This is a genomic window from Amycolatopsis sp. NPDC049253, assembly GCF_040678995.1.
Lineage (GTDB): Bacteria > Actinomycetota > Actinomycetes > Mycobacteriales > Pseudonocardiaceae > Amycolatopsis.
The window spans coordinates 651,707-673,649 of record NZ_JBFAQX010000002.1; the positions used below are offsets into that span (position 1 = coordinate 651,707).

Here is a 21,943-nt window from a genome sequence, read left to right on the forward strand (position 1 = left end):
GGGCTTGCCGGGTCGGGTCGCAACCGGCCGGGCTTGTCGGGTCGGACGGGGCGGGGCTTGCCGGGTCGGGTCGCAACCGGCCGGGCTTGTCGGGTCGGACGGGGCGGGGCTTGCCGGGTCGGGTCGCAACCGGCCGGGCTTGTCGGGTCGCAACGAGGCGGGCTGGTCGGGCCAGGCCGATCGGGGTCGGCACTGGGCGGGGCCCCGTCAGGGCAGGACGGGACGACGCGGAGCGGGTCGAGAAGAATCGGCGGCGCCAGCCGAGTCGGGACGAGAAGAATCGGCGGCGCCAGTCTCGAGTCGGGACGAGGCGGGAGCGGCAGGCCAGGGCGAGACCGACCTGAACTACTGCACGCTCGTCGCCGGTGTCGTCGTCGTCGCTTCGCCGCCGAAGCGGATGGACTTGGCTTCCTTGCCCACGGCGGTCAGCACGGCGACGCAGACGAGCGCCGGGATGACTGTCCACAAGAGAGCGGCCGAGTAGCCCTGCGACTGCGCGATGGCCTCCTGGATCGGCAGGTTCAGCGCGGCCAGCAGGTTGCCCAGCTGGTAGGTGACGCCGGGGTAGAAGCCGCGGATCGCGTCGGGCGACATTTCGGTGAGGTGGGCCGGGATGACGCCCCAGGCGCCCTGCACCATGATCTGCATGAGGAACGACCCGAGCGCCAGCATGCCGGCGCCATGGTCGAAGGCGAAGATCGGGATGATCGGCAGGCCCAGCACGGCGGCGCTGACGATGGTCACGCGGCGCCCGAAGCGTTCGGACAGGGCACCGAACGTGAGGCCGCCGATGATCGCGCCGATGTTGTAGATCACGGCGATCCACGTGCTCGTCGAGGCGCTCAGCCCGGCGCCGCCGTGTTCGGTGGACTTGAGGAACGTCGGGTAGACGTCCTGCGTGCCGTGGCTGAGCCAGTTGAACGCCGTCATCAGCACGATCAGGTACACGAAGCGGCGAATGACCTTGGCGTTGAGCAGCACGTCCTTCACCGAGGTGCGCGTGACCCGCATCTTCTCCTGCGCGGCCTCCCACACCTCGGATTCCTTGACGCGCGCCCGGATCAGCAGGCTGATGAGCGCCGGGAACACGCTCAGCACGAAGATCCAGCGCCAGTCCAGGTCGAGCGCGGTGTGGAACAGCAGGTACGCCAGAGCGGCCACCAGGTAGCCGCTCGAGTAGCCGGCCTGCAGCACCCCCGAGAAGAACCCACGACGCTGCACCGGAATCTTCTCCATGGCCAGCGCCGCGCCCAGGCCCCATTCGCCGCCCATGCCGATGCCGTAGATGAACCGCAGGATCAGCAGCACGGTGAAGTTCGGCGCCACCGCGCACAGCACGCCGGCGACGGAGTACAGCAGCACGTCCACCATCAACGGCACCCGCCGGCCGACGCGGTCCGCCCACAGCCCGAACACCAACGCTCCCACCGGCCGCATCACGAGCGTCGCCGTGGTGATGAACGCGAGCTGCGTCGCGGTCGCGCCGAAGGACTTGTCCTTGGCGATGTCCGCCAGGATGAACACGACCAGGAAGTAGTCGAACGCGTCCATGGTCCACCCGAGCCAGGCGGCGATGAACGCGTTGCGCTGGTCCGAGGTGAGTTTGGGTTTCTTGCCCGCCGTGGCATCCGGCACCGGAGTCCCCCTGCTCGTTGGTGAGTTTCGAGGTGTCGCCGGTGTTGGTCTACACCTGAGTCGGTGACCGGGCAACCGATGTGGTTTGGCGGTTTTGGTGCCGTTCAAGGGTTATGCGCGGATTTCGGCACGGCCGGAGCAGGGCGGGCGACGATCGAGAAGGTGCTCGGCACAGGGGGAACGGGCAAGTGTTCAGAGGGAAACGTGCGAGCTCACGTGCTGCCCGACGTCGCGGGCCCACGAGCGAATCCGGGCCCAGTCCCGGAAATCGCCGGCGCGGGACCCGCGCGCCATCAGCCGCGGCAGAAACCCCCGGACGAGCGCGGGGTCCAACCGCCCGCCGAAGGTCGTGGTGCGTTCGGCGTCGATGCTCGCCGCCAGGAGGGCCACGGACGCGGGAAGGCTCACGTGCACCAGCGAAGCACCCGGGCCGCACGGGCCGCTGTGGAAGAGCCACACCTGACGCTCGCGCAGGGCCGCCACGTTGCGCTCCAGGAGGCGGACCGCCGAGGGGCGCCAGCGCGAGTAGTACAGCGCGCTGCCGACCACCACGGCCGCGTAAGCGGTCACGTCGGCGACGTCGGCCGCGTCCCGGGCGTCCACGGTGTGGCCGAGGGCGCGCAGTTCTTCCGAGACCACCTCGGCGATCTCGCGGGTGCCGCCGGTCTTGCCTGCGTGGGCGACGAGCACTGCGGTCATGCCCCTATTGTCCGCCCTCGGCGGACCGTCGGCGCCCCCAGTCCGCCGGGATCCGCCGAACGGCTGTTCTCATTGGCCGGACAGGAGGAACGCCGGGCGCGTCTCGGGGTCCGGCTCGTCGTAGTAGCGGTGGAAAACCGGGGTCTGGGCGCCGGAAAGCGGTGGCACGACCCAGCTCCAGTCGGCCGGGCACGAGCGGCCCGCTCGCTCCTCGCGTTCGAGGTGCGTGAGGAACCGCCGCGACTCCGAGTGGTGGTCGGCGATGGTGACGCCCGCGTGGTCGAACGAGTGCTGCACGGCCAACGTCAGCTCCACCAGCGCGCGGTCGCGCCACAGCGTGCGGTCGTCGTCCGTGGACAGTCCCATCAGGCCGGCGATGACGGGCAGCAGGTTGTAGCGGGTGACGTCGGCGAGGTTGCGCGCGCCGATCTCCGTGGCCAGGTACCAGCCGTTGAACGGCGCGGCGGTGTAGCGAACGCCGCCGATCTCCAGCGGCATGTTGCTGATGGCCGGCACGGCGTGCCAGCGCAGGCCGAGGCCGGCGAACCAGCGGTGGTCCGGGTGCGTCAGCGGCACCTCCAGCACGGCGTCGGCGGGCAGCGCGAACAGCTGCCGCGAGCCCGGTTCCGCCTCGACGACCAGCGGCAGCACGTCGAACGACCCACGCCGCTCGGGAGCGCGCCAGCCCAGCTCGCGCACGGTGTCGGTAAACCCGACGTACTGCGGATCCCCCAGTACGGAGCCGTCTTCGAGGCGGTAGCCGGCGTAGCGGATGAGCTGGTCGTTGTGGATGCGCGGGCCCGGCGTCGCAGGGCTGTCCGGTGCGAACACCGTGAGCGTGGGCCGGATCCGGCCGCCACGGGTCGCTTCGCGCAGGTGCGTGACGCATTCGGCGGCGACCCCCGCGGCGTCGCGCACGTCGCGGCGGTCGCGCACGCGCAGGCCGCGCCAGTAGAGCCGGCCGATGCAGCGCGCGGAATTGCGCCACGCCACGCGCGCGCCGTGAGCCAGTTCGGCGTAGGTGTGCCGGTAGGAACCGGTTTCGGCGATCTCCTCCTTGATCTGCGCCAACCGCTCGTCGACCCGCAGGCCGGGCACGGCGGCTTCCGCGTGGCAGAGCCGGATGAATTCCTCGGCCTCGCCGTATTCGACGGTTGTCACCCTTTCGGGCGGTAACGATGCGTCGAAATTCACTCGCGTGGACGCAACGGTCACCGGGCTACTCCACTCGCAGAAAACACAACCCGCGACACGCAGGGACGACCCACGGTTCCTCCGTCAATCGGTGCTGATCCGAGTCAGCGGAAAATCCCGTAGCCCCAAGGGTTCCGCCAGAGCAGGGAGCGTACCCGAAGCAGCGTTCCAGGCAACCTCCGAATGTGCCGGGCACCGGCCGGGAAATGCGAAATTCGCAGGTGGAAGGCGGTGTTACGGGCGCCGAATCAATTGCGTCACCTCAACCTTGCACAATGTGCCCGGAAATTGATCACGACCTGGAAGCGGTTCCGTGATCCCTTGGCGGTAAGGTCTTCGCGACGACAGGAGGGGTGCGATCGTGGCCAGGCAGCGGATCCCGGTGGTCCTCGTCACGGGGTTCCTCGGCTCGGGCAAGACCACGATGCTCAACCACCTGCTCGCCAACCGCCAGGGCGCTCGGGTCGGCGTGGTCGTCAACGACTTCGGCAGCGTGAACATCGACGCGCTCGCGGTGTCCGGCCAGGTCGACACGATGGTCTCGCTCGGCAACGGCTGCCTCTGCTGCGCCGTCGACGCGAGCGGGCTCGACGCGATGCTCGGGCGGCTGTCGAGCTCCGAAGCCGGCATCGACGTGATCGTGGTCGAGGCCAGCGGCATCGCCGAGCCGCGTGACCTGCTGCGGCTGATGATCGCCAGCGAGAACCCCGACATCCGCTACGGCGGCCTCGCCGAGGTCGTCGACGCCGCGGAGTTCGAGCGCACCCGCGAGCGCCACCCCGAGCTGGCCGAGCACCTGCGCATCGCCGACCTGGTCGTGGTCAACAAGGCCGACCGCGTCGCCTCCGACGAGCTCGCCAAGCTGACCGCGACCGTCGAGGAGTTCGCGCCGGGGGTGCCGGTGCTGGTGACCGACCACGGCCGCGTGGACCCGGAGCTGTTCTTCGACCCGAAACCCCGCGAACGCTTCGGCCAGCTGTCCTTCGACGACCTGCGCGAACACGACCACGACCATTCGCAGCACCTCCACGCGGCCTACGAGAGCGTCACCTTCACCGCCGACCGCCCGCTGTCACCGCGGCGGCTGCTCGCGTTCCTGGAACAGCGCCCGCCCGGGCTCTACCGCGTGAAGGGGCACGTGAACCTGGGGCCGCGCTCGCGGTTCGGGCTGCACACCGTGGGTGCGTTCATCCAGCTCGACCGCTCCGCGTGGCCCGCCGGACGCCCGCGCCGCACCGAACTCGTGCTCATCGGCGCCGGCCTCGACGCCGACGACGTCACGCGGCGCCTCGCCGAGTGTGTGGCGGACGACGACGAGATCGACGAACGCGGCCTGCTGCGAATCCTGCGCTACCTCGACGAACCGAGCTCTGACCAGGCAGAACAGTCCGCGCAGGACTGAGCACGCCACGCCGAACAGCGCCAAACGCGCCGATTCGGGCGTACCGCGACGGAAGATGACTGTGGCGAAGGAATGAAGCTGAACCGGCCTCCCAGGAGGACAGTTCCATGGCGACAATCCCCACAGTCCACACCGCGACGCGCTGGTACCTCGTCGGCGCCCTCCCCGACGACGCGCCCGTCGCCCACCTCATGACCCGAGCCGGCGACCTGCGCTACCGCCGCTCCGTCTGCGGCGAACGCGAATCCCGCACGTGGACGCCGGTCGACCTCACGGCCCCGGGCACCGGCGACGTCACCCCGTGCCCCGCGTGCGCCGCGACGCTGTCGGGGGCACCGCCGAGGGGCTCGGACGAGGACGGTCAGCTGGCGTTCGACCTGCCGTTCGAGTGACCCGCGAGGTCTTTGGCGTAGCAGACGCTCTCCGGGTCGTTCTCGTGCGGCGGGAACGCGGGGATCCGCCGGTAGCCCTCGCGCTCGTACAGGCGCCTCGCGGCGGGCTGCCGCACGCCGGTCTCGAGCCGCATCCCGGCCGCGCCGAACTCGCGCGCCACCCGCTCGGCGGCAGCGACGAGTGCGGTGGCGAGCCCGCTCCCCCGTGCCTGCGGCGCGACGTACATGCGGTTGAGCAGGCACCAGCCGTCGGCCGCGGGCTACACGGCGCAGCACCCCAGCGGCAGGCCGTCGCCGGTCCCCAGCAGGTAGCGGGCCTCCGGCGCCAGCGGGGACGGGCGCGCGTCCGGGGGCAGGTCGTAGACGGAGATGAGCTCGGCCGTCATCGTGTCGATCAACGCGCGCACGGCGGGATCGGCCTCGTCGCGCGCCTGGATGGCGAGGGGCACCCGGCTCAGCTTTTCTTCGCGCGGCTCGGCGCCACGCGCGGGGGCTCGCCCGGCATCTTCGGGTACACCGGTGGCCAGGGGGCGTCCATGAGGCCCGAAGCGAGGTCCTCGCGGGACAGCTCCAGCAGCGGCTCGATCGACTGCGGCCGGTCGTTCGAGCCGGCCCAGGGGTCGCCGTGTTCGGCGACGAGGGCGGGTACCGACGACAGGGTGAGCGTGTCCGGGGTGACGGTGGCGAGGTCGGCCCACGAGATCGGCGTGGAGACCTGGCCGCCGACCCGAGGACGCACGCACCACGCGCCGAAAACCGTTTTGTGCGGCGCGTTCTGGTTGAAGTCGACGAAGACGCGCGTGCCGCGTTCTTCCTTCCACCATTGGGCCGTGATGAGGTCCGGGTGGCGGCGTTCGAGGGCCCGCGCGAGGGCGACGGCGGCGGCGCGCACCTGGTAGCCGTCCCAGCGGGGTTCGAGGATGGCGTAGAGGTGCAGGCCGCGCGAGCCGGAGGTCTTCACGTGGACCTCGATGCCCAGCTCGGTCAGGAACTCCCGGACGAGCACCGCCGCGTCGCGCAGCTGCGGGAAGCCGATGCCGGGCGACGGGTCGAGGTCGATGCGCAGCTCGTCGGCGATGTCGAGGGACGCGGCGCGGTTGGGCCAGACGTGGAAGCCGAGACAGCCCTGGTTGACGGCCCACAGGACGTGGGCGAGGTCGGCGGCCACGAGGGCGTCGCTGGTGGTGCCGTTGGGCGTGGAGACGACGGTGGTGGTGAGCCAGTCGGGCGCGGTCTTGGGCACGCGCTTCTGGAACCAGCTCTTGCCGCCGGCGCCGTCCGGGTAGCGCTCCAGCAGCAGCGGACGGCCGCCGAGGCGGTCGAGGAGCGGACCGGCCACAGCCTGGTAGTAGCGCACGAGATCGAGCTTCGTCTCGCCGCGTTCGGGGAAGTACACCTTGTCCGGGCTGGAGATCGTGAGCTCGACGCCGTCGAGCTCCAGGGCAACACCGCTCATCTCGCCTCCCCGAACAACGTCGCCAGCTCGGCCGGCGGCGCCTCCTCCAGCTGCGCGTACGTGCACGAAGCCGGGTCACGGTCGGGGCGGAAGCGCACGAGCCGCCCGCCGTGGCGGAACCGGCCGCCCTGCAGATGCTCGTAGCGGACCTCCGCGACCCACTCGGGCCGCACCGCCTCCCACGACAGGTCCTTCTGCGGCGCCCACCGGCTGTTCGCACCGGGCCGGCGGCCGGGCTCGGGCTCGTACTCGGCCCAGGTGCGCCACGGGTGGCCTTCGAGGGCGTTCTCCCGCAACGGCGCCAGCTCGTCGACCAGCTCACGGCGCCGCTTGGCGGTGAAACTGCTGGCCACGCCGACGTGGTGCAGCGCGCCGGCGTCGTCGAACAGGCCCAGCAGCAGGGAGCCGACGCCCTGGCCGTCCTTGTGCCAGCGGAACCCCGCGACGACGCAGTCGGCCGTGCGCTCGTGCTTGACCTTCCACATCACCCGTTTGTCCTGTTCGTACGGCTGGTCGGCCGGCTTGGCCATCACGCCGTCGAACCCCGCACCCTCGAAGCGGGTGAACCAGTCCTCGGCCGTGTCCGGATCCGTGGTCAGCGGGGTCAGGTGGACACGCTGCAGGCCGCCGCTCGGGTTGTCGCCGAGCAGGTCTTCCAGCATCCGCCGGCGCGTGCTGAACGGCTCACCGGTGAGGTCGCGCTCCCCCAGCGCCAGCAGGTCGAACGCGATGAAGCTCGCCGGCGTCTCCTCGGCCAGCTTCCGCACGCGGCTCGCGGCCGGGTGCAGCCGCAGCTGCAGCGACTCGAAGTCCAGGCCCCGCTGCGTGACCAGCACGATCTCGCCGTCGACCACGCACTTCTCCGGCAGCGCGTCGCCCAGCAGCTCGACCAGCTCGGGGAAGTAGCGCGTGAGCGGGCGGTCGTTGCGCGAGCCCAGCTCCACCTCGGCGCCGTCGCGGAACACGACGCAGCGGAACCCGTCCCACTTGGGCTCGAACCAGAGCCCCTCGGTCCTGGGGACCTCGTGCACGGCCTTGGCGAGCATCGGCCGCACCGGCGGCATCACGGGAAGCTCCACGCGCCGATCCTAGGCCGAGCCGCCGCTGACCAGCACCGTTTTGACCTTCCTCGCCCGTTCGGGGAGAAGTTCCCCCTCGACTCCCGCGGCGAGCTGCGGCTGTGGCTGTTCGGGATCGCCGCGAACCTGATGGCGGGACACCGCCGCGAGGAAGTGCCCCGCTACCGGGCACTGACGCGGCTGCGGGGTCGCGCCAGCGCCCGGTGAAGGCCACAAAAGCCGGGTGGTCACGGCGATCACGGCCCGCCGCGCGCTCGCGGCCGTCGCGCGGAGCCGCCGCCGGTTGCCGGACCGGATCGCCGGCAAGCCCGTGCGCGGCCTGACCGCGAGGCCGGGTCGGGGGCTGCGGGTGGCGTGGCCGGCGGGACCGGCGCCGCCGCGGTAGGTCACGGACGGGTGCGGCCGGCCGGGAACACCCGCGCCGGCCCGCCCGCCAGTGCGCGGCAGATGCCGCGCGCGGCCGCCATCACCAAGGGCGCCAACGCGCCCGGCTGCGCGCTGTCGGCGCGGACCACAAGGGACACTGCCGCCGCGACCGTGCCGTCGGCGGTGAAGACCGGGGCGCCGACGGAGAGCGCGTCGACGGTCACCTGCCCGTCGCTGACGGAGTAGCCCTGCTTGCGGACGTCGGCGAGCACGCGGCGCAGCCGGGCCGGGTCGCAGACGGTCTTCGCGGTGTAGCTGTGCAGGGGACCGCCGAGCACTTCCTCCTGCACGGCCGCGGGCGCGTGGGCCAGCAGCACGAGGCCGACGCCCGTGGCGTGCAAGGCGAACCGGCCGCCGACCCGGGTCCAGACCGGCACGGCGTCGCGCCCGGCGATGCGTTCGACGAACACCACCTCCAGGCCCTCGCGCACGGCGAGCTGCACGTTTTCGTGCGTGACCTCGTACAGGTCCTCCAGGAAGGGCATCGCCGCGTCACGCAGGCCGAGCCCGCGCGGGGCGAGCGACGCGACCTCCCACAGCCGCAGCCCGATGCGGTAGCGCCCGGCCGCGTCGCGCTCCAGCGCGCCCCACTCGACGAGCTCGGCCGCGCGCCGGTGCGCGGTCGCGAGGGAGACGCCGGACCGCCGGGCCAGCTCGCTGAGGCTCAGGTCGGCGGCGTCCGGGGTGAAAGCCTCGAGCAGCGCCAGCACCTTGCTGGTCACCGAGGTGCCCGTCGCCGGGGCTTGCCGGGTCATCGCCTCACGCTACCCGCGGAGTCAGAGATCCAGAACCAGTCGCGCACCGGCGCAGCGCGACACGCAGATCATCATCACGTCGCCCGCCTCCCGCTCCGGGCCGGTGAGCACGGAGTCGCGGTGGTCCGGCACCCCAGCGAGCACGCCGGTCTCGCACGTGCCGCACGTCCCTTCCTGGCAGGAGGACAACACGGGCACGCCGGACTCCTCCAGCACCTCGAGGATCGAGCGGTCCGCCGGTACCTCCAGCGTCCGGCCCGACTGGGCGAGCTCGACCTCGAAGGCGTCGCGCGGACCGGTGTCGGGCAACGCCGTGAACCGCTCGACGTGCAGCAAATCGGGCGCACACCGCTGCTCGACGGCCGCCAGCAGCGGTTCCGGGCCGCAGCAGTAGACGGCCGCGCCCGGTGCCGCCGTCAGCGCCGCGTCGAGGTCGAGCAGTCCGCGTTCGTCCTGGGGCACCAGCTCGACGCGGTCGCCGTAGCGTTCGCGCAGCTCCGCGGCGAAGGCCATCGACGCCCGGGTGCGCCCGCCGTAGAGCAGGCGCCACTCGGCCCTCGCCGCCTCGGCCGCGGCGAGCATCGGCACCAACGGTGTGATGCCGATGCCGCCCGCCACGAACAGGTACCGCGGCGAGGGCACGAGCGCGAAGTGGTTGCGCGGACCGCGCACGCGCAGGCGCTCACCACCGGTCAGCCCGTGGACGTGCGCCGAGCCCCCGCGTCCGGACGGCTCGTGCAGCACGGCGACCTGCAGCACCGACCGGTCGGCCGGGTCACCGCACAGCGAGTACTGCCGCACGAGGTCCGGGCCCAGCACCAGGTCCACGTGCGCGCCCGGCTCCCACGCCGGCATCGCCGCGCCGGCCGGGTCACGCAGGGTCAGCCGGACGACGCCGTCGGCCAGCCGTTCCGGGGCCGCCAGCACCACGTCGAGCTCCAGCTCGGTGGCCAGGACGCTCATCTCTCCTCCTCCTAGACGGCGACGGCCACGCGCTCCGGCGGGGCCACCGGCACCGACGGTCCGCCGTGCCCGACGGGGTGGGCCAGCAACCAGTCCCACAGCTCGACCGGGTCCTCCGACTCGTGCTCGGCCCCGCAGTGGCACACGCCGACGAGCACGTCGGTGCCGAGCTTCCAGTGGATGCGCACCACGTTCTCGCCCCGCAGCATCGCCACGCGCTCGCTCACGACGGCACGACCTGCGCGCTCTCGCCGGCCGCCAGCTTCTTGAGGATGCGGCGCGCGGCCAGCCCGCCCGTGTCGATGTTGACCGAAAGCTCCTGATATCCCTCGGGTTCCGCCTCGATGACGCGTTCGAGGATGTCGAGCGCCCGGACGTCCTGCAGCACGACCGTGCGGTTGTTCTCCGCGAGGAAATCGGACACCCCGGTGTCGTCGAGCGCGAAATCCCGTGCCACGGCCCAGAAGTCGTGGGTGCTGTGCTCGGTCTCCGGGGTGATCGCGTAGACGACCTCCACGTGGAAGCCGTCGGGGTCGGTGCCGTCCTCGTTCGGCAGCACGCCGACGGGCGCGATGCGGCTGTGCAGCAGGTACAGGCACGGCGGGTGGTACTCGATGTCCTGCCAGCGCGTGATCCGGCCTTCGATGCCGGTGGACTTGGCGTAGAACGACGGGCATTCGGCGTCGGCCATGTGCCGGCTGACGTAGATGATGCCGCGGTCCTCGTCGACCTCCGTGGTGATCGGCGTGTTCGCGACCTCCGGCGTGCCGATGTAGCCGCCGTGCAGGTAGGTCTCGTGCGAGAGGTCGAGGAGGTTGTCGACGAGCAGCTCGTAGCGCGCCGCGAGCGGTTCCATCCCGCTCACGGTGGTGTAGGCCGGGTCCGCGAGCCACGGCGCGCGCGGGATGGCGGACTCGTCGGCCAGCTCGCGCTCGCCGATCCAGACCCACACGAACGAGTCCTGCTCCACCACCGGGTACGAGGGAACCCTTGCGGTGCGCGGAATCCGGGCCTGGCCGGGGACGAACACGCACGAGCCGGCGCTGTCGTAGGTGAAGCCGTGGTAGCCGCAGACGATCTTGTCGCCGTCGAGCCGGCTCTCCGAGAGCGGGTAGCGGCGGTGCACGCAGCGGTCGGCCAGCGCGACGACCTCGCCGGATTCGGTGCGGTAGAAGACGATCGGCTCGCCGAGCACGGTACGGGAAAACAGCTCCCGGCCCACTTCGCGGCCGTATGCGGCGACATACCACTGGTTTCGGGCGAACGCTGCCATCGACGCCTCAGAGCTCCTTCGGTCGGGGTCGGTTTCCGAAGCTCTCACCCGCGGTGCGTCGGCGACCATCCGGGTTTTCACCCACTGAAAGACTCTCCTCGTCACGAAATCACCCCTTCCCACAGCGCGGGGGGCGGACGTACAGTCGGCGGCATCGTTATTTCGGGTACCGGAACGTACGGGGACCAAAATGACCACCAACGACACCGAGACCTTCGACGAACTGGGCCCGGAAGCGGGCCTCGGCGAGGTTCTGCTGGCACTGGGCGGGCGCTTGACCCGGCTCCAGACGGAGCTGCTCGCCGAGCTCGAGCTGCCGCTCACCATCCGGCAGTACCGGATCCTGTCGAGGGTCGGGAGCGGCCACACGTCGCTCACGGCGCTGTGCAAGCTCGCGCACCGCAACCCGTCGACGATGTCCGAAAGCGTCGACAAGATGGTGAACCAGGGCTTACTCTCGCGCCGCCCCTCGGCCACGAGCCGGCGCACGATGCAGCTCGAGCTCACCACGAAGGGCGTCAACGCCCGGGACGCCGCCCGGCGCACCCTCGACAAGTTCGCGGCCGAGCTGACCGCGAGCCTCACCCCCGAGGTGCGCGATCAGCTGCTGCCCGCGCTCTCGCAGCTCTACTTCGGCGTCCAGGGCAACCTGGACGACCGGTGACGGAAGAAGACCCAAGGGGGGTCAGCACCACCGCACGACACCGGATCGGAACCGTTTGACGCTGGGCCGTTCGGCCCCGCGCCACGACGTTTCGAACCGGACGGCTTCGAGCCACCGGCCGAGTTCCCTCGGCCTCCGGACCGCCCGGCTTTCGAGCCGGGCCGCTTCGGGGTGCCGCGGTGCCGGAGGTGCCGAGGCCACGGATGGCAGCCGATCGGCTCGACACGGCCGGGACGCAGGCCGGCGGCTCACGCGGCCGCCGCCTGGCGAACCGGCCGATCGAACCGCCGATGGGTTGCCAGCCAACGGGTTCCGAGCCGCGCGACCACCGTGTCGAACGGCACGGAGCCACCGGGTAGCACCAGCCGCCGACCTACGAGCTGCTGGGTTTCACAAGCCCTGGGTTGTTCCAAGCCACAAGGAGGTGGCCCACATGCCCCCGTCCCCCGCGACCTCGTCCCACTCCCTGCTCTCCCGCCTCGACGAGTCGGCGTTCACCGCACGGCACCTGAGGATCTACGTAACCGTCCTCATCGGACATTTCCTGTGCGGGTTCGTGATCAACCTGACCGGCGTGATCCTGCCGGGTGTCATCAAGACGTTCCACCTCACCAGCGAGTCGGCCGGCGTGTTCTCCTCGGCGCTGTTCGCGGGCATGCTCGTGGGCGCGGCCGTCGCCGGCACGGTGTCCGACCGGTTCGGCCGGAAGGTGCCGCTGTCGATCACGGTGATCGTCTACGCCGTGTTCTCGCTCGCCGCGGTGTTCGCGCCCAGTTTCGGTGCGCTCGTCACGTTCCGGGCCCTGCAAGGGATCGGGCTCGGCGCCGAGATCGCCGTGGTCCTGCCCTACATCGCCGAGTTCGTGCCCTCACGCCACCGCGGCCCGCTCGTCACCGCGGCCACGGCGGCGTGGCTGATCGGGCTGCCGACGGCGGCCGCGGTCGGCACCGCGGTGGTGCCGGCGTTCGGCTGGCGCGCGATGTTCGTGATCGCCACCGTGCCGGTGCTCGTCGGTGTGTTCATGCTGGCGACGCTGCCGGAGTCGGTCCGCTACCTGCTGCGCCGCGACCGCCTGGCCGACGCGGCGGCGATCGTCAGCGGCCTGTGCCGCGGCGGCAACCCCACCGAAGCCGCCGCTGCCCGGCACGCGGCACCCGAGACCGGCGGCACCGTGCGCACGCTCGTCGCCCGGCACTACCTTCGCTACACGATCGCCATCTGGTTCATGGAGGTCTGCGCCGGCGCGTTCCTCTACGGGCTCTCGAGCTGGCTGCCGTCGGTCCTGGAAGGCCAGGGCGTGGACCTGCTCAAGAGCTTCGGCTACACGGCGATCATCACGGCCGCCGGCGTGGTCGGCGCGATCCTCGCCGGGCAGCTGATCAACCGGATCGGCCGCCGCGTGGTGCTCGGCGGGGCGTTCGTCCTCAGTGGAGTGTTCTGCCTCGCCTGGGGCACCACGTCGGCGACCGGCGCGGTGATCGTGCTCGGCTCGCTCGCCACGTTCTTCGGCAGCGGCCTGGCCGGCAGCACGCTCTTCGCCTACGCCAGCGAGCTCTACCCCACGGCCAGCCGCGCGACCGGGCTCGGCTGGGCGGCGGCATGGCAGAAGGTCGGCGGCCTCATCATGCCGGTGCTCGTCGGGTTCATCCTGGCGGCGCACGCTTCGCAGTTCCTGTTCTTCCTGGTCTTCGGGATCATCTCGATCCTCGCCGGGATCGCCGCGCTCGTGGCGACCTTCGAGACCCGCGGCCGCACCGTCGAGCAGATCACGAGCGAGATCACCGGAGAAGGGGCGCCCGCCGCCCTGACCTCGGCGCGCTCCTGACTGCCCGAGCAACCCATCGAAACCGATCCCACCACAACCACAGTGGAGGAACCCATGACGATCGACCACGCCCCGGCACCCGCCGGAGCGGGCCTGTCCCCCGAGGACCTCGCGGAGCTGCAGCTGCGGCACCGCAAGATCCGCGACGCGATGGCCGAACAGGGCCTCGACGTCGTGCTCGCCTACGGCCCGGCCTGGCGGCGCGAGAACATCCGCTACTTCACCGACGTGACCCCGGCCGGCAGCGCCGCGCTCGTGGTGTTCCCCGCCGAAGGTGACGCGGTGGCCTTCTCGACCCGGCCTTCGGACCTCGCGGCCTTCACCGCGCAGGGCTGGGTCGGCGAGGCCCGGCGACTGGACCCGGCGAACCCGGCGGAGCTGGGCGTGGTCCTCAAGGAGCTGGCGCCGCGGCGCATCGGCATCGCCCACCACGAGCTCGTGCCGCTCGTGCTCATGGAGACGATCCGCGCCGCGGCGCCGGGCGCCGAAGTCGGGTCGGCGACGAAGCTGCTCGACACCGCGCGGCTGGTGAAGAGCGAGTGGGAGCTGGCCCGGATGCGCCGCAGCGCCGTGGTGTGCGCGGCCGGCTGGGAAGCGTTCGTCGACGTGCTCGAGCCAGGGCTGCCGGAGTACCGGATCGTCGCGGAGGTCGAGGCGCGCCTGAAGAACCTCGGGGCCGAAGACAACTTCATGCTCATCGCGTCGGGCCGCGACGAGGTGCGCGGCATGACCCCGCCGGGCGACCGGCTGCTCGAAGCCGGCGACATGGTGCGCACCGAGCTCACGCCCAAGATGGACGGCTACTGGCTGCAGATCTGCCGCTCCGCCGTGGTGGGCAAGGCCGACGACGGGCAGCGCAAGTCGTTCGACCTGTTCAACGAGGCCGTCGAGGCCGGCATCTCCGTGGTGCGCCCCGGCATCACCGCCCACGAGGTGGCGGTGGCCGAGAACGACGTGTTCCGCAAGTACGGCTACGGCGAGTACTGCACGAGCAACTACACCCGCGTGCGCGGCCACGGCCACGGGCTGCACCTCGACGAGACGCCGATCATCGAGGGCAACCACACCGTGCTGCCCGAGAACTCCGTGTTCATCATCCACCCCAACACCTACACGCCGCTGGCCGGCTACCACGTGCTCGGCGACCCCGTGCGCGTCACCGCCGACGGCTGTGAAGTGCTGATCACGACCGAACGGAAGCTGTTCGAGACAGGAGACGTGGCGTGAAACGAGGTCTGCACGTACTCGACCCCGCGGAAACCCCCGACCAGGAGTGGGGCGACCGCGTCGCCGCGCTGCAGAAGGCCATGGCGGAGCAAGGCGTCGACGTCGCGTTCGTCTACGCCGACGTATCGCGCTCCGACGACCTCGCCTACCTGACGAACCTGTGCCTGTACTGGAACGAGGGTGTGCTGGCGATCCCCGCCGAAGGACCCGTCACGTTCCTCACCAAGCTCTCGCTGCGGGTGCAGAACTGGATGAAGGCCTCGTCGAAGGTCACGGAGTTCAGCGGCGGCAAGAACTTCGCCGACCTCGTCGCGAAGTACCTGCTGGGCAAGAAGAACGGCACGCTCGGCCTGGTCGACGCCGCGCTGTGGCCCGCCGACGTGGCCGACGAGATCGTGGCCGCGGTGCCCGGCTGGCAGGTCAAGCGCCTCGGCGGGCTGGTGCGCGAGCAGCGGCTCGTCCCGTCGGCGGCCGAGACCGAGCTGCTGCGCGCGGCCGGCCGGATCCTCGACGACGCCGCGGCGAAGGCGACGGTGGAGGGCAGCACCGCCGGCAGCCGCGTCGAGACCGTGGAACGCGCCCTGCGCGGCGGCGGTTTCCTCGACCTGTACCCGAGCTCGCTGTCCACTTCGGACGGCGTGACGTCCTTCGGCGTCACCGGGCAGTACCGCATGAACTGGGTGTACTCGAGCCGCGTCCTCGGTGACGGCGCCGGCTGGCCGGGTGCGCTCAAGGACGCCTTGACCGCGGCCATCGCCGCGGCCAAGGCCGGCGCGACGATCGGCTCGCTCGCCGAGGCCGCCGCGCCCGCGCTGGCGAAGCTGCCGGACGGCGCCAAGGCCGAGGTCCGCTGGGTCAACCAGGCCGATCTGTCCACCAGCGGCGAGTTCCGCGCCCAGGACCCGGCCGCCGTACTGGCCGAAGGCGAAGCGGGCGCGGTGTCCGTGGAGGTCGCCTTCGCCGACGGCGGCAACGCGGCCGTGGCCGAAACCGTCCGCGTCACCGAAAGCGAACCGGAACACCTGACAGGAGCACAGCGGTGAGGATCCTTTCCAACGGCGACATCGAGCAGGTGCTCACCGCCGGCGAGACGCTCGACGCGCTGGAGACGGCGTACAAGGAGCTCAACTCCGGCCAGGGCGCCAACCGGCCGCGCAACCACACGTACTTCCCGGTCGAGGACAGCCGTCACCCCGGCTTCCGCTTCCGGTTCAAGTCACAGGAGGGCGGCAACGTCTCCAGCGGCGTGTGGGCGCTGCGGATCACCTCCGACATCGCGGGCGTCGAGACGCTGCCCTCCGGTGTGCAGCGGCGCCGGCTCATCCCGGCCGCGCCCGGCGGCCGCTACGTCGGGCTCGTCACGCTCTACAGCCTGACCACGCTCGAACCGCTCGCCATCATGCACGACAGCTTCATCCAGAAGATGCGCGTCGGCGCCACCTCGGCGCTCGGCATCCGGGAACTGTCCAATCCGGACGCGACGGTCGCCGGGATGTTCGGCTCCGGCTGGCAGGCCGAGGCGCACCTGGAGTGCCTGCTGATGGTGCGCCCGAACATCGAAGAGGTGCGCGTCTACAGCCCCACGCCCGAGCACCGCGAACACTTCGCGAAGGTGTGGAGCGAGAAGACCGGGCGCAAGATCGTGGCCGTGGACGAGCGGCGCGACGCGGTGGCCGGCTGCCAGATCGTCACCTGCGCCACGGCGGCCATGGAAGCCTGCTTCGACGGCGCCTGGCTCGAACCGGGCACGCACGTCACGGCGATCACCTCGCCCGACGGCACCGCCACCCGGCGCGAGCTGGACGACACGACGTTCGACCGCGCGGCGCGCATCACCGTGCTCTCGCGCGAGCAGGTGCACCACGACAAGCAGTACGACATCCTCGGCCCGGTCAACCGCGGCCTGATGGAGTGGGACGACATCCGCGAGCTGGGCGACCTGCTGCTGGGCGAGGCGCCGGGCCGCACGAGCCACGAAGACATCACCGTGTTCGCCAACAACACCGGCATGGGCGTGCAGTTCGCGGCCGTCTGCGCGCGGGCGCTGGCGCTGGCCGAGAAGCGCGAGCTCGGGCACACCGTGCCGACGGACTGGTTCCTGGAAGAGACGAGCCCCTGATCGCGGCGGCGTCCACCACCGGAACTTCGAGCGGAGACATCCATGGGCAGTGAACATCGTGTCGGGGGCAAGGTCATCACCTTCGGCGAAAACGTGAACACCGACGTCATCATCCCCGGCCGCTACCTCGTGAGCATCGACCCGGCGGAGCTCGCCGAGCACGCCTTCGAGCCGCTGGGGCCGGAAACGCAGGAACGGCTGCGGGCGAGTGACGTCGTGGTCGCCGGCCGCAACTTCGGCTGCGGCAGCGCGCGGGAGCAGGCCGCCACGTGCCTGATCGGCGCCGGGATCAAGGCGGTCGTCGCGGCCTCCTTCTCCCGCGTCTTCTTCCGCAACGCCATCAACACCGGGCTCGTCGCGGTCGAGTCGCCCGCCGCGGCCGAGGCCGCCACCGACGGTGGCGAGATGTGGGTCGACTACGACGCGGGCACGGTCGAGGTGGGCGGGCAGACCTTCCCCTTCAGTCCGTACCCGCAGGTGCTGCGGGAGATCATGGCCGACGGCGGCCTGATCCCGCACCTGATGGCGAGCTTCGCGGGAGGAAAGCAGTGACCGCCAAGACCTTCGCGCAGAAGGCGATCGAACGCGCGTCCGGGGTCGCGGACCTCGTGCCCGGCCAGATCGTCGACGCGTTCCCCGATCTGTACATGAGCCACACCGCGAGCTGGCGCTGCATCCGCACGCTGGAGAAGATGGGCGTCGAACAGCTCTACGACGTCGACCGCGTGGCCATGGTGATGGACCACCTGTCCCCCGCCATGAACGCGAAAACCGCCGCAGACCACGCGCTGTGCCGGGAGTTCGCGCAGAAGATGGGCGTGAAGAACTTCTTCGACGTCAACAGCGGCATCGCGCACATCGTGCTCATGGAGCACGGGCTCGTGCGGCCCGGCCAGTTCATCATCGGCACCGACTCGCACTCGACGATCTACGGCGCGCTGGGCGCGTTCGGCACGGGCGTCGGGTTCAGCGAGATCACCGCCGCTTGGGTGACGGGGAAGCTGTGGGTCAAGGTGCCCGAGTCGGTGCGGATCGTGATCGACGGCGACCTCGCCCCGGGCGTCTACGCCAAGGACATCATGCTCAAGCTCATCGGCGACCTCGGTGCCGACGGGCTGACCTACGAGTCGGTCGAGTTCTCCGGCTCCTACGTCGAGGGCATGTCCGTGTCCGAACGCATGACGTTCTGCAACCTGGCCATGGAGATGGGCGCGAAGAACGCCTTCGTGGCCCCGGACGACACCACGCTCGCCTACCTCGACGAGGCCGGCGTGCCGCGCGACGAGCTGGACATCCTGCTGCCGGACGAGGGCGCGACCTACCGCGCCACGGTGCGGCTCGACGGGCCGACGCTCGCGCCGCAGATCGCGGTGCCGCACACGGTCGACAACGTGGTGGGCGTCGGCGACGTCGCCGGCACGAAGCTCGACCAGGTGTTCATCGGCTCGTGCGCCAACGCCAAGTACGACGACCTCGTGATCGCGGCCGACGTGCTGGCCGGCCACCGCGTCGCCCCGGGCCTGCGGCTGATCGTCACGCCCGCGTCGGCGAAGATCATGGCGCAGGCTTCGGACAGCGGCGTGCTCACGAAGCTGATCCAGGCCGGCGCGATGATCACCAACCCCGGCTGCGGCGCGTGCGCGGGCAACGGCGGCGCGATGGCCGACGGCGAGACCACGCTGTCGACCGCCAACCGCAACTTCCAGGGCCGCATGGGCAGCTACGACTCGAAGATCTTCCTGTCGAGCCCGGCCACGGCCGCGGCTTCGGCCATCCGCGGCGTGATCACCGACCCGCGCGAGATCGTGGCGACGGCGGTGGTCGCGTGAACCTCGTCGAGAAGATCCTCGCCCGCGCGAGCGGCCGCGAGTCCGTGGAGCCCGGCGAGATCGTCGTGGCCAAGGTGGACCGGCTGATCATGCACGACCTGTCGGGGTACCTCACCTCGCAGGTGTACGAGAAGCGCGTGAACGTGCCCATCCCCGACCCGGAGCGGGCCGTGATGGTGTTCGACCACCACTTCGCGCCGCCGACCGAGCAGCAGGCGGACGTGCTGCAGCACAACCGCCGGTGGGCCCGCAAGCACGGCCTGAAGCTGTACGACTGCGGCAACGGCAACCTGCACCACGCCGCGGTGCGCAACGGGCACATCAAGCCCGGCATGATCGTGGTCGGCTCCGACAGCCACACGCCGGTGCACGGCACGCTGGGCGCGCTCGCCGTGGCGCTCGGCAACGACTCGCACGCCGGAACCGTGCTGCCGTACGGCAAGGCGTGGTTCAAGGTGCCGGAGACGACCCGGGTCCATCTCGAAGGCACGCCGAAGCCCGGCGTCACGCCGCGCGACATCGCGCTGTGGCTGGTCGGGCGCATCGGCGAGGGTGAGCTGAACTACCGGGCCGTGGAGTTCGGCGGACCGTACGTGCGCGGACTGTCCTTCTGGGACCGCTGGCTCTTCCCGCTGCTGTGCGTGGACCTCGGCGCCAAGTGCAGCTTCGTCGAGCCGGACGAGGTCACCGAGGCGTTCGTGCGCACGCTGCCCGGCGGCGACGCCGGCCTGCTGGTGCACGGTGACGGCGAAGAAGCGGCGCAGGTGCTGCGCTTCGACGTCGGCGAGGTCGACCCGCAGGTCGCCTGCCCGCCGACCGTCGGCAACGTCAAGCCGGTGTCCGAGGTCGCCGGCACGCCGGTGCAGTACGCGGAGCTGGGCGGCCACGGCGGCGGCCGGCTCGAGGACTTCCGCGCGGCGGCTCAGGTCCTGGCCGGGCACAAGGTGCACCCGGACACGCGGTTCCACCTCGTGCCCTCCAGCCGCGAGGTGTTCGCGGAGGCCGCGCGCGAGGGGCTGGTGCTCGCGCTCCACGAGGCCGGTGCCACGTGGTTCCCGCCCAGCACGGGCTCGAACCAGGCGTACAACATGGGTGCGATGGCGTCCGACGAGACGATGATCTCCACCCACGCCCGCAACTTCCCCGGCCGCAACGGCAGCCCCGACGCGTCGATGTACCTCGCGTCTTCGGAAACCGTTGCCGCGTCGGCTGTCGCGGGGGTCATCGCGAGCCGTGAAGGAGGCCAAGCGTGAAGTTCGAGGGCCGCTGCTGGCGGTTCGGGGACAACATCCCGACCGACCGGCTCGTGAAGACCCAGTACGTGTTCGAGCCGATGGAAATCCTCGTGCAGCACGTGCTCGAAGACCTCAACCCGGAGTTCCCGAAGCAGGTGCAGCCCGGTGACATCGTGTTCGCCGGCAAGCACTTCGGGCAGTCCTCGGGGCGGGCCATCGCGACGAAGGCGTTGCAGGCCACCGGAATCGGGTGCGTGGTCGCGGAAACGTTCGCCCGGACGTTCTACCGCAACTGCTTCGAGGTCGGCCTGCCGGCGCTCGAGGTCGGGCTGAACCCCGACTTCGCGGCCGACGGCGACCGCGTGCGCGTGGACCTCACCACCGGTGAGTTCACCAACCTGACCACGCAGACGACGATCCGCGGTGCCGCGGCCGACCCGTTCCTCGTCGACATGCTCGAAGCGGGCGGGCTGATCAGCCTCGCGAAGAACCGGCCGGAGGTGTTCCGCTAGGACGGACGGGCACGGCGAAACCCCCTGGCGGACAAGGACTTGAGGTCCGCCGGGGGTTTTGTCGTGCCCGCGTTCCGGCCCGGAAATCCGCGGAAATCGATGTTTCTCAGCTTCTTGACGCGCGTCGAGATCGAGAGTCACACTGACCGGAGCACAAAGAGGTGCACCTCCCGATGCTTCTCATGGTCGACACCTCGCCCGATTCCAGACCGGGGCCACCGAACTCCCCCGCGCCCCGGTCTCCCCTCTGGACACAATCGAGGTCTCCCCCGTGCCATGGAAAACTCTCCGCCGGACCCGGCTCGCGTTACCGGCTCTCGCTCTCGCCCTCGTCGCCACCGCGTGCGGCTCGGGTGGTGGTGGCGCCTCGGGCGGCGACACCATCACCCTCGGCCTGCCGGTGCAGGCCACCACGCTCGCGCCGGTCTACCTGGCCGACGACCTGAACCTCTGGAAGCAGCACGGCCTCACCGTCAAACCCGTCACGTTCAAGGGTGACGCCGAGCTCGCCAAGGCCGTGCTGTCCGGCGACGTCGACGTCGCGGTCGGCTCGCTCACCGGCCCGCTCACGGCCGAGGAAGCCGGCCAGGACGTGAAGGTCATCTACGGCGGCTTCGACATGACGGCGTTCGCCTGGTACGCCGTGCCCGAAATCCACACCGTGGCCCAGGGCAAGGGAAAGAACTGGGGCGTGACGACCATCGGCTCGTCCACCGACCTGCTCACGCGGTTCGCCGCGGCGAAGGCCGGCCTGGACCCCAACAAGGACATCAAGGTCGTGCAGGGCGGCGCTTCGGCGGCGCGCCTGGCGGCCATGAAGGCGGGCCAGCTGCAGGCCAACATCTTCACCGAGCCGCAGACGGTCTACGCGCAGAAGGAGGGCTACAACAAGATCCTCGACCTCAAGGATCTCGTCGACAGCTACCCGATGCACGTCACGTGGAGCAAGCCGGGCTTCGTCAACGACAACCCCGACCGCGCCAAGAAGTTCATCGACACCCTGTCGCAGGCCATGAAGATGACCAAGGACCAGCCCGACGACGCGGTGAAGTCGATCGCGAAGAACCTCAAGATCAGCACCGACGACGCGAAGGCCAGCATGGCCGAGTGGATCGACCAGCTCTACCCCGACGGCCGCATGCCCTCGGCCAAGGCGATGGACGACTTCTGGCAGATGGGCCTGCAGGGCAAGGTGTTCGCGAAACGGCTGCCCGACTCGCAGTGGCTCGACACCCGCTTCCTGCCCAAGACCAGCTGA

24 protein-coding genes are annotated in these 21,943 nt (G+C 70.8%); 13 read left to right on the forward strand and 11 right to left on the reverse strand.

What is annotated here, in order from left to right:
• Window positions 1–345 precede the first annotated feature (345 nt).
• The 3 genes from AB0K15_RS07350 to AB0K15_RS07360 all read right to left on the reverse strand — a co-directional run bounded on the left by AB0K15_RS07350 (window position 346) and on the right by AB0K15_RS07360 (window position 3,528).
• A complete protein-coding gene (locus tag AB0K15_RS07350) occupies window positions 346–1,635 on the reverse strand; it encodes an MFS transporter (RefSeq protein WP_364046552.1) in 1,290 nt (429 codons plus the stop codon).
• A 192-nt stretch (window positions 1,636–1,827) separates the two neighbouring features.
• A complete protein-coding gene (locus AB0K15_RS07355; protein WP_364046555.1) occupies window positions 1,828–2,334 on the reverse strand; it encodes a flavodoxin domain-containing protein in 507 nt (168 codons plus the stop codon).
• A 69-nt stretch (window positions 2,335–2,403) separates the two neighbouring features.
• Window positions 2,404–3,528: a nitric oxide synthase oxygenase gene (locus AB0K15_RS07360; RefSeq protein ID WP_364046558.1), complete on the reverse strand. Its 1,125-nt coding sequence runs from the start codon at window positions 3,526–3,528 to the stop codon at window positions 2,404–2,406.
• 361 nt (window positions 3,529–3,889) lie between these two features.
• On the opposite strand from AB0K15_RS07360, the gene AB0K15_RS07365 reads away from it, so the two are divergent.
• Window positions 3,890–4,930 carry a GTP-binding protein gene (locus AB0K15_RS07365; RefSeq protein WP_364046561.1) on the forward strand — a complete coding sequence of 347 codons (1,041 nt, stop codon included), beginning with the start codon at window positions 3,890–3,892 and terminating at the stop codon, window positions 4,928–4,930.
• Window positions 4,931–5,037: 107 nt separating this feature from the next.
• On the forward strand, window positions 5,038–5,322 hold the full coding sequence (locus tag AB0K15_RS07370; protein ID WP_364046564.1) for a hypothetical protein: 285 nt from the start codon (window positions 5,038–5,040) through the stop codon (window positions 5,320–5,322).
• Here the strand turns inward: AB0K15_RS07370 and AB0K15_RS07375 are convergent.
• Genes AB0K15_RS07375 through AB0K15_RS07390 form a run of 4 tightly spaced genes read right to left on the reverse strand, consistent with a single transcriptional unit; the run spans window position 5,292 to window position 7,857 of the window.
• Window positions 5,292–5,561: a GNAT family N-acetyltransferase gene (locus AB0K15_RS07375; RefSeq protein ID WP_364046708.1), complete on the reverse strand. Its 270-nt coding sequence runs from the start codon at window positions 5,559–5,561 to the stop codon at window positions 5,292–5,294. The two genes, AB0K15_RS07370 and AB0K15_RS07375, sit on opposite strands and share 31 nt — an antisense overlap.
• A 21-nt stretch (window positions 5,562–5,582) precedes the next feature.
• Window positions 5,583–5,771 (reverse strand): hypothetical protein, encoded by a 189-nt coding sequence (locus AB0K15_RS07380; protein WP_364046567.1) that lies wholly within the window; start codon window positions 5,769–5,771, stop codon window positions 5,583–5,585.
• Between the two features lie 5 nt (window positions 5,772–5,776).
• Window positions 5,777–6,778, reverse strand: coding sequence for a non-homologous end-joining DNA ligase (ligD, locus tag AB0K15_RS07385; protein WP_364046570.1), 1,002 nt, complete (start codon window positions 6,776–6,778; stop codon window positions 5,777–5,779).
• Window positions 6,775–7,857, reverse strand: coding sequence for an ATP-dependent DNA ligase (locus AB0K15_RS07390; protein WP_364046573.1), 1,083 nt, complete (start codon window positions 7,855–7,857; stop codon window positions 6,775–6,777). The genes ligD and AB0K15_RS07390 overlap by 4 nt, the downstream gene beginning before the upstream one ends.
• Window positions 7,858–8,080: 223 nt before the next feature.
• On the opposite strand from AB0K15_RS07390, the gene AB0K15_RS07395 reads away from it, so the two are divergent.
• Window positions 8,081–8,242: a hypothetical protein gene (locus AB0K15_RS07395; protein ID WP_364046576.1), complete on the forward strand. Its 162-nt coding sequence runs from the start codon at window positions 8,081–8,083 to the stop codon at window positions 8,240–8,242.
• Between the two features lies 1 nt (window position 8,243).
• On the opposite strand, the gene AB0K15_RS07400 is transcribed toward AB0K15_RS07395, so the two are convergent.
• Genes AB0K15_RS07400 through AB0K15_RS07415 form a run of 4 tightly spaced genes read right to left on the reverse strand, consistent with a single transcriptional unit; the run spans window position 8,244 to window position 11,274 of the window.
• Complete coding sequence (locus AB0K15_RS07400; RefSeq protein WP_364046579.1) at window positions 8,244–9,038, reverse strand: IclR family transcriptional regulator; 795 nt, start codon at window positions 9,036–9,038, stop codon at window positions 8,244–8,246.
• A 21-nt stretch (window positions 9,039–9,059) separates the two neighbouring features.
• Window positions 9,060–10,001, reverse strand: coding sequence for a PDR/VanB family oxidoreductase (locus AB0K15_RS07405; RefSeq protein WP_364046582.1), 942 nt, complete (start codon window positions 9,999–10,001; stop codon window positions 9,060–9,062).
• 11 nt (window positions 10,002–10,012) lie between these two features.
• Entirely contained in the window at window positions 10,013–10,228 is a 216-nt protein-coding gene (locus tag AB0K15_RS07410) for a hypothetical protein (RefSeq protein ID WP_364046585.1), read from the reverse strand.
• Complete coding sequence (locus AB0K15_RS07415) at window positions 10,225–11,274, reverse strand: aromatic ring-hydroxylating dioxygenase subunit alpha (RefSeq protein WP_364046588.1); 1,050 nt, start codon at window positions 11,272–11,274, stop codon at window positions 10,225–10,227. The genes AB0K15_RS07410 and AB0K15_RS07415 overlap by 4 nt, the downstream gene beginning before the upstream one ends.
• 190 nt (window positions 11,275–11,464) lie before the next feature.
• Here AB0K15_RS07415 and AB0K15_RS07420 point away from each other — a divergent pair, with 190 nt between their 5' ends.
• The 10 genes from AB0K15_RS07420 to AB0K15_RS07465 all read left to right on the forward strand — a co-directional run bounded on the left by AB0K15_RS07420 (window position 11,465) and on the right by AB0K15_RS07465 (window position 21,943).
• Window positions 11,465–11,938, forward strand: coding sequence for a MarR family winged helix-turn-helix transcriptional regulator (locus AB0K15_RS07420; protein ID WP_364046591.1), 474 nt, complete (start codon window positions 11,465–11,467; stop codon window positions 11,936–11,938).
• Window positions 11,939–12,371: 433 nt separating this feature from the next.
• A complete protein-coding gene (locus AB0K15_RS07425; protein ID WP_364046594.1) occupies window positions 12,372–13,763 on the forward strand; it encodes an MFS transporter in 1,392 nt (463 codons plus the stop codon).
• 54 nt (window positions 13,764–13,817) lie between these two features.
• Window positions 13,818–14,990, forward strand: coding sequence for a Xaa-Pro peptidase family protein (locus tag AB0K15_RS07430; protein WP_364046597.1), 1,173 nt, complete (start codon window positions 13,818–13,820; stop codon window positions 14,988–14,990).
• Window positions 14,987–16,033, forward strand: a complete 1,047-nt coding sequence (locus tag AB0K15_RS07435) for an aminopeptidase P family N-terminal domain-containing protein (RefSeq protein ID WP_364046600.1) — start codon at window positions 14,987–14,989, stop codon at window positions 16,031–16,033. Before AB0K15_RS07430 ends, AB0K15_RS07435 begins: the two co-directional genes overlap by 4 nt.
• The gene (locus AB0K15_RS07440; protein WP_364046603.1) at window positions 16,030–17,109 is read left to right on the forward strand and encodes an ornithine cyclodeaminase family protein; all 1,080 of its coding nucleotides are present in this window, start codon (window positions 16,030–16,032) and stop codon (window positions 17,107–17,109) included. The genes AB0K15_RS07435 and AB0K15_RS07440 overlap by 4 nt, the downstream gene beginning before the upstream one ends.
• A gap of 42 nt (window positions 17,110–17,151) precedes the next feature.
• A complete protein-coding gene (locus AB0K15_RS07445; RefSeq protein ID WP_360596228.1) occupies window positions 17,152–17,661 on the forward strand; it encodes a 3-isopropylmalate dehydratase in 510 nt (169 codons plus the stop codon).
• Window positions 17,658–18,938, forward strand: coding sequence for an aconitase/3-isopropylmalate dehydratase large subunit family protein (locus tag AB0K15_RS07450; RefSeq protein WP_364046606.1), 1,281 nt, complete (start codon window positions 17,658–17,660; stop codon window positions 18,936–18,938). Before AB0K15_RS07445 ends, AB0K15_RS07450 begins: the two co-directional genes overlap by 4 nt.
• Window positions 18,935–20,191, forward strand: a complete 1,257-nt coding sequence (locus AB0K15_RS07455) for an aconitase family protein (RefSeq protein WP_364046609.1) — start codon at window positions 18,935–18,937, stop codon at window positions 20,189–20,191. Before AB0K15_RS07450 ends, AB0K15_RS07455 begins: the two co-directional genes overlap by 4 nt.
• A complete protein-coding gene (locus AB0K15_RS07460) occupies window positions 20,188–20,685 on the forward strand; it encodes a hypothetical protein (protein WP_220238894.1) in 498 nt (165 codons plus the stop codon). The genes AB0K15_RS07455 and AB0K15_RS07460 overlap by 4 nt, the downstream gene beginning before the upstream one ends.
• 271 nt (window positions 20,686–20,956) lie before the next feature.
• A complete protein-coding gene (locus AB0K15_RS07465) occupies window positions 20,957–21,943 on the forward strand; it encodes an ABC transporter substrate-binding protein (RefSeq protein ID WP_364046612.1) in 987 nt (328 codons plus the stop codon).